Annotated in this window: 1 protein-coding gene; it reads left to right on the plus strand. The window is 76.3% G+C overall.

Annotated features, from left to right (window positions below; genetic code table 11):
- A partial coding sequence (locus G3I78_RS50975; RefSeq protein WP_164437457.1) for a hypothetical protein occupies window positions 1-379 on the plus strand: 379 nt, incomplete at both ends.

Here is a 379-nt window from a genome sequence, read left to right on the forward strand (position 1 = left end):
CGTCCACGTCCTGTGCACCCTGGCCACGGCGGGGCCGGAGCCGGCGACGGCCGATCCGGCCGTCGTGGTGCTCGGCGTACGGGCCGACTTCACCGGCAGCTGCCTGGACCTGCCCGAACTGGCCGCCGCCTGCACCGACGGTCTGTTCGTCCTCCCCCCGATGTCCGTCGCCGAACTGCGCGAGTCGATCACCCGCCCGGCGGAGCTCGCCGGGCTCACCCTCGAACCGGGTCTGGTCCAACTGCTGCTGCGCGACGCCGGCTTGCGCGAGGAGCCCGCGGCGGTCGCCGCCACTGCCCCGGCGGCCGGGCCCGGTGACACGCCGTCGGGTGCGCTGCCGCTGGTGTCCCACCCGCTGATGGCCACCTGGCAGCGCCGC

The organism is Streptomyces sp. SID13726, from assembly GCF_010548375.1.
Lineage (GTDB): Bacteria > Actinomycetota > Actinomycetes > Streptomycetales > Streptomycetaceae > Streptomyces.